We start from the raw sequence: 6,759 nt of genomic DNA on the forward strand, positions 1-6,759 counted from the left end.
TCGCCATGACCCACCTCCTCGTGGTCGGCAGCGGCGTCGCCGGGCTCACCGCGGCGCTCGACGCCGACGGCCGCCCCGGCGTCACGGTCACGCTGCTGACCAAGGCGACGCTCGAGTCGTCCAACACCTGGTTCGCCCAGGGCGGCGTCGCGGTCGTGACGTCGAGCGACGACACCGTGGCCGAGCACGTCGCCGACACGCTGGCGGCGGGTGCGGGTCTGTCCGACGACGAGGCCGTGGAGGTTCTCTGCGCCGAGGGACCCGAGGCGGTGCAGCACCTGATCGACCGGGGCGTGCTGTTCGACGTGCACGACGGCCAGCTGGCCCGCGGCCTCGAGGCCGCCCACTCGCACGAGCGCATCCTGCACGCCGGTGGCGACGCGACCGGTGCGGCCATCGCGGCCGCCCTGATCGCGCGTCTGCGCGACTCGACCGTCACGGTGCGCGAGAACACCACCGCCGTCGACCTGCTGGTCGAGGGCGGGCGGGTCGTCGGGGTGCGGCTCCTGGACGGCGAACGCCTCGAGGCCGACGCCGTCGTGCTCGCGACCGGCGGTGCGGGGCAGCTTTACCCGTACACGACCAACCCCGCGGTGGCCACGGGCGACGGCCTCGCGATGGCGCTGCGCGCCGGGGCGGTCGCGGCCGACCTGGAGTTCTACCAGTTCCACCCCACGTCTCTCGCGGCCCCGGGCAATCACCTGGTCTCGGAGGCCGTCCGCGGCGAGGGCGCGGTCCTGATCGACCGCGACGGCCGCCGGTTCATGCAGGACGTCCACCCGGACGCCGAGCTCGCACCCCGCGACGTCGTCGCCCGCGGCATCGCCGCGCAGATGGCGCTGCAGGGCGGTGAGCCCGTGCGGCTCGACGCCACGGCGCTCGGCGCGGAGTTCCTCGCGCGACGCTTCCCGACGATCGACGCGGCCGTGCGCGCGCGGGGGTTCGACTGGGGCCGCGACCCGCTCCCCGTCACGCCCGCGGCGCACTACTTCATGGGCGGCATCCGCACCGACCTCTGGGCGCGCACCTCGCTGCCCGGCCTGTTCGCGGTCGGCGAGGTCGCGTGCAACGGACTGCACGGGGCGAACCGCCTGGCCTCGAACTCGCTGCTCGAGGGCGCGGTCTACGGACGCCGGGTCGTCGACACCGTGCTGGCAGGGGTGCCGGGCCCTGGGCGGCACGATGATGCCGAGTGGGCTGCGCCGATCAAGGTCGTCCTCGACGGGCGCGGTGTCGCGCCGAGCCGGGCCGAGCTGCAGCAGCTCCTGTGGGACGCCGCCGGGCTGACCCGCGACGCGACGGGACTCACGGCGGCCGCGGAGCAGCTCGCCCGGTGGGCCGTGCCGGCCGCGACCGACGCCAAGTCGGCGGAGGACGCGAACCTGCGCGTCGTCGCCCAGGCGGTCGTCGCGAGCGCCCTCGCGCGACGGGAGTCGCGCGGCGGTCACTTCCGCAGCGACTTCCCCGAGGCCGGGCCGTCGCCCGCGGTGCACTCGGGCGTCGTGATCGTGGCGGGGGAGTGACGGCGGTGCTCGAGACTGCCCAGATCCGCCCGGTCGTCGTCGCTGCCCTGGCCGAGGACGCACCGTCCGGCGACGTCACCTCCCAGGTCTTCGTGCCGGCCGACGCGGTCGCCACCGCGGACGTCGTGGCCCGCGAGCCCGGCGTGATGGCGGGGGTGGAGGTCCTGACGGTCGTGTTCGCCGAGGTCGACCCCCAGGTCCGGGTCGTGCGGCACATCGACGACGGACAGGAGTTCGCCGCCGGTGACGTCCTGGCCACCGTCAGCGGTCCGGCCCGCGCGATCCTGCGCGGCGAGCGCATCGCCCTCAACCTGCTGCAGCGCCTGTGCGGCATCGCGACGCTCACGGCTGCGCACGTGCAGGCCGTGGCGCACACGCGCGCGCGGGTCGTCGACACGCGCAAGACCACGCCGGGCCTGCGGGTCCTGGAGCGGCACGCGGTGCGGTGCGGAGGCGGGTTCAACCACCGGTTCTCGCTGTCGGACGCCGTCATGGCGAAGGACAACCACCTCGCCCTGACCGACGACATCACGGCTGCGATCCGTGCGGCGCGGGCGCAGATCCCGCACACGATGCACCTCGAGGTCGAGGTCGACCGGCTCGACCAGGTCGAGGCGGTGCTCGCCGGCGGCGTCGACACGATCATGCTCGACAACTTCTCGCTCGACGACCTGCGCGCGGGCGTCGAGCTCGTGGGCGACCGGGCGGTCGTCGAGGCCAGCGGAGGCGTGCGGCTCGACACGATCGGCGCCATCGCCGAGACGGGGGTCGACGTGATCAGCGTCGGTGCGCTGACGCACGGCGTCCGCGCACTCGACCTGGGTCTCGACGTGCGGATCAGCCGTGACTGACGCGATCCAGGCGCCCCTCTACCTCGACGAGGCGGCGACGACGCCAGTGCGCCGTGACGTGCTGGAGGCGATGTGGCCCTACCTGACCGGCACGTTCGGCAACCCGTCGAGCCACCACGAGGTCGGTGAGCTCGCCCGCCGTGCGCTGGAGGACGCGCGCCGCGACGTCGCTGCGTTCCTCGGGGCCCGCGCCGCCGAGGTCACGTTCACCTCGGGCGGCACCGAGGCCGACAACGCCGCCGTCAAGGGCATCGCCCTGGCCTCGACCCGCGGGCGGCACGTCGTCGTCAGCGCGATCGAGCACCCCGCCGTGCTGGAGTCCGCCGCGTGGCTGGCTCGTCAGGGCTTCGAGGTCACCGAGGTCCCGGTCGACGCGCTCGGCCGCGTCTCCGTCGACGCGCTCACGGCCGTCCTCCGCGACGACACCGCGCTGGTCAGCATCCAGCACGCGAACAACGAGGTCGGCACGGTGCAGGACGTCGCCGCGCTCTCGGCCCTGACGGCCGAGCGCGGGATCCCGTTCCACACCGACGCCGTGCAGTCGGCGGGCTGGCTCGACCTCGACGTGTCACGGCTCGGTGTGCAGGCACTGAGCCTGTCGGGCCACAAGCTCGGCGCTCCCAAGGGCGTCGGTGTCCTGTGGGTCGGTCGCCGCACCCCGTGGGAGCCGCTCGTGCACGGTGGCGGTCAGGAGGACGGTCGACGCTCGGGCACCGAGAACGTGGCGTCGGCGGTCGGCATGGCGGCCGCCGTCCGAGCGCCGCGGCCCGACCCTGCGGGCGTCACCGTGCTGCGCGACACGTTCGTCGCTCGCGTGCTCGCCGAGGTGCCCGGCGCGCAGCTGACGGGCGATCCGCAGCACCGCCTCCCGGGCAACGCCTCCTTCGTGTTCCCGGGGCGTTCGGGGGAGTCGATCCTGCTCGACCTCGAGCGCCGCGGCGTCGTCGTGTCGAGCGGCTCGGCCTGCCACGCGGGCAGCGACGAGCCCAGCCACGTGCTCACCGCGATGGGCCTCGAGCGCGAGGTCGCCCAGACCGCGGTGCGCTTCACGTTCGGCTCCGCCGTGACCTCCGACCTCCTCGCGACCGCGGCCGACACGGTCGTCTCCGTGCTCGGGTGAACCCCCGGACTACTCTGGAACGACCATGACCGACCCCCTTCCGGCGCCGCACCGTCCGGCCTACCTGGACCACGCGGCGACCACGCCGATGGTCCCCGAGGCCGTCGCCGTGCTGACCGAGATGCTCGGGCGCACCGGCAACCCGTCGTCGCTGCACGCCTCCGGCCGTGCGGCCCGACGCGTCGTGGAGGAGTCGCGCGAGCTCATCGCCGAACGTCTGGGCGCCCGGCCGAGCGAGGTCGTGTTCACCTCCGGCGGCACCGAGGCGAACAACCTCGCCATCAAGGGGCTGTTCTGGTCGCGGCACGCGCAGGACCCGGCTCGGCGGCGCCTCCTGTTCAGTGCGATCGAGCACCACGCCCTGCTCGACCCCGTCCTGTGGCTGGGCAAGGAGCAGGGCGCCGACGTCGTCACGACCGCGGTCGATCGCGACGGCATCGTGCGGCTCGACGACCTGCGCCGCACGATCGAGTCCGACCCGGGATCGATCGCCGCCATCACGACGATGTGGGCCAACAACGAGATGGGCTCGGTGCAGCCCGTCGACGAGGTCGTGGCGATGGCCCGTCCGCACGGCATCCCGGTGCACAGCGACGCGGTGCAGGCCGCCGGGCACCTCCCGCTCGACTTCGCGGCCAGCGGCCTCGAGGCCATGACCGTCACGGCCCACAAGCTCGGTGGCCCCATCGGCGTCGGTGCCCTGCTCGCCGTGCGTGAGCTCGAGCTCATGCCGCTGCTGCACGGAGGGGGGCAGGAGCGCGACGTGCGGTCCGGCACCCTCGGGGCGCCGCTGATCGCCTCGTTCGCCGCCGCGGTCGACGTGTCGGTGCGCCGCCGCGAGGCCGAGGCCACCCGCCTCGAGCAGCTGCGGGCGCGCCTCGTGGAGGGGCTCGTGGAGCTGGTTCCCGAGGCGATCGTCAACGGCCCCGCCGACCCTGCTCTCCGGCTGCCCCACGTGGCGCACGTGACGTTCCCCGGCTGCGACGCCGACGCGATGCTCATGCTGTTCGACGCCCGCGGCATCGAGGTCTCGACCGGGTCGGCCTGCACCGCAGGCGTCCCGCAGCCCAGCCACGTCCTGCTCGCGATGGGCTACGACGAGGAGTCGGCCAGCAGCTCGCTGCGCTTCAGCCTCGGGCACACCAGCGCGGCTGACGACGTCGACCGCGTGCTCGCAGCGCTGCCCGAGGTGCACGCCCGGGCGAGCGCGGCCCGGGCGGTGCGCGCGCGATGAGGCTCATCGCCGCGATGTCCGGGGGCGTCGACTCGGCCGTGGCCGCGGCCCGCGCGGTCGAGGCCGGCCACGAGGTCACCGGCGTGCACCTGGCGCTGAGCCGCAACCCTAAGTCGTACCGCTCGGGAGCCCGCGGCTGCTGCTCGATCGAGGACTCCAACGATGCACGTCGGGCCGCCGACACGATCGGCATCCCGTTCTACGTCTGGGACATGAGCGAGGAGTTCGCCGACACCGTCGTGGACGACTTCATCGCCGAGTACGAGGCGGGTCGCACGCCCAACCCGTGCCTGCGGTGCAACGAGAAGATCAAGTTCGCGGCGGTGCTCGACCGCGCGCTCGTCCTGGGCTTCGACGGCGTCGTCACGGGGCACTACGCGCAGGTGCGCGAGAACGCGGCGGGCCTCGTGGAGATGCACCGCGCGGTCGACATGGCCAAGGACCAGAGCTACGTGCTCGGCGTGCTGACGCAGGACCAGCTGCGCCGCTCGCACTTCCCGCTCGGCGGGTCGACCAAGCCCGACGTGCGCCGCGAGGCCGAGGCGCGAGGTCTGCAGGTCGCGACGAAGCCCGACAGCCACGACATCTGCTTCGTCGCCGACGGCGACAACGCCGGCTGGCTCGCCGAGAAGATCGGCCCGCGACCCGGCACGGTCGTCGACGAGGCCGGCACGGTCCTGCGCGAGCACGACGGTGCGTACGCCTACACGATCGGGCAGCGCCGCGGCCTGCGCCTCGGCGTGCCCGCCGACGACGGCAAGCCGCGATTCGTGCTCGACATCGAGCCGGTCTCCGGCACCGTGACGGTCGGACCCCGCGAGCACCTGCTGGTCGACGCCCTCGACGGCATCAAGCCGCTGTGGTGCACCGGCGCGCCGACCGGCCCGCTCGACTGCACCGTGCAGCTGCGGGCACACGGCGCGGAGCACCGGGCGCAGGTGCGCGTCGACGACGGTCGGGTGCACGTCGAGCTGCTCGACCCGGCCGAGGGCATCGCCCCGGGCCAGGCCTGCGTGGTCTACGACGGCACCCGCGTCGTCGGCTCGGCCACGATCTCGGGCACCCGACGGCGCGTCGAGAGTCCTGCGTGAGCGAGCAGGTCCTCGACTCGCTCGTGGTCGGAGCCGGCCAGGCGGGCCTGTCGTCGTCGTTCCACCTGCGTCGTCTCGGCATCGACCACGTCGTGCTGGACGCGAACGAGACGCCCGGGGGCGCCTGGCGACACCGCTGGGACGCGCTGGTCATGTCCGACGTGCACGGGGTCGCCGACCTGCCGGACGCGCCGCTTCCCGCCGCCGTCGGGCCGGAGCGGGCGAACGAGTTCGTCCCGGCGTACTTCGCCGCCTACGAGCGGGAGCACGAGCTGCCGGTCGAGCGACCCGTCGTCGTGGACCACGTGCGGGACGACCCCGACGAGCCCTCGTTGCTGCGGGTCGAGGCCGGTGACCGGTCGTGGCGCACCCGCACGCTCGTCAACGCGAGCGGCACCTGGCGGCGCCCGTTCGTGCCGCGCTACCCGGGCCAGGAGGTCTTCGCCGGCGAGCAGCTGCACACCGTGGCCTACCCCGGGCCGGAGCACTTCCGCGGCAAGCGCGTGCTCGTGGTGGGCGGCGGAGCGTCGGCGGTGCAGTTCCTCGGCGCGCTCCGGCCGATCACCGACACGGTGTGGGTCACGCGCCGCGAGCCCGTGTGGCGCACGGGGGAGTTCGACCCGGAGGCGGGTCGCGAGGCCGTCGCGATGGTGATCGAGCGGGTGCGGCAGGGCCTGCCGCCGCGCAGCGTCGTCAGCGTGACCGGCCTGATGCTGCGGCCGCAGGAGGCCGAGGCGGACCGGCTCGGCGCGTACGAGCGGCGACCCATGTTCGACCACCTCGAGCCCGACGGCGCCCGCTGGGCCGACGGCTCGTTCGAGCCGGCCGACGTGGTCCTGTGGGCCACCGGTTTCCGCCCGGACGTCGAGCACCTCGCGCCGCTGCACCTGCGCTCGGCCCGCGGCGGCATCCAGCTCGGCTCGACGCCGGCCACCGCGAC

Annotated in this window: 6 protein-coding genes; all 6 read left to right on the forward strand. The window is 74.3% G+C overall.

All coding sequences use genetic code 11. The features are described 5' to 3' along the window. Positions 1-5: 5 nt before the first annotated feature. Positions 6-1,523, forward strand: coding sequence for an L-aspartate oxidase (gene nadB, locus ABD127_RS02675; protein ID WP_344197436.1), 1,518 nt, complete (start codon positions 6-8; stop codon positions 1,521-1,523). A 5-nt stretch (positions 1,524-1,528) separates the two neighbouring features. Beyond that, positions 1,529-2,374 (forward strand): carboxylating nicotinate-nucleotide diphosphorylase, encoded by an 846-nt coding sequence (nadC, locus tag ABD127_RS02680; protein ID WP_344197438.1) that lies wholly within the window; start codon positions 1,529-1,531, stop codon positions 2,372-2,374. Continuing rightward, positions 2,367-3,494: a cysteine desulfurase family protein gene (locus ABD127_RS02685; RefSeq protein WP_344197440.1), complete on the forward strand. Its 1,128-nt coding sequence runs from the start codon at positions 2,367-2,369 to the stop codon at positions 3,492-3,494. Before nadC ends, ABD127_RS02685 begins: the two co-directional genes overlap by 8 nt. Before the next feature lie 25 nt (positions 3,495-3,519). Further along, positions 3,520-4,728 (forward strand): cysteine desulfurase family protein, encoded by a 1,209-nt coding sequence (locus ABD127_RS02690; protein WP_344197442.1) that lies wholly within the window; start codon positions 3,520-3,522, stop codon positions 4,726-4,728. Next, positions 4,725-5,819, forward strand: a complete 1,095-nt coding sequence (mnmA, locus tag ABD127_RS02695) for a tRNA 2-thiouridine(34) synthase MnmA (RefSeq protein WP_344197444.1) — start codon at positions 4,725-4,727, stop codon at positions 5,817-5,819. The genes ABD127_RS02690 and mnmA overlap by 4 nt, the downstream gene beginning before the upstream one ends. After that, on the forward strand, positions 5,816-6,759 hold a 944-nt coding region (locus ABD127_RS02700; protein WP_344199393.1), incomplete at its 3' end, for an NAD(P)-binding domain-containing protein. The genes mnmA and ABD127_RS02700, both read left to right, overlap by 4 nt.

This window comes from Aeromicrobium alkaliterrae, assembly GCF_039529015.1.
In the GTDB taxonomy this organism is placed as follows: domain Bacteria; phylum Actinomycetota; class Actinomycetes; order Propionibacteriales; family Nocardioidaceae; genus Aeromicrobium; species Aeromicrobium alkaliterrae.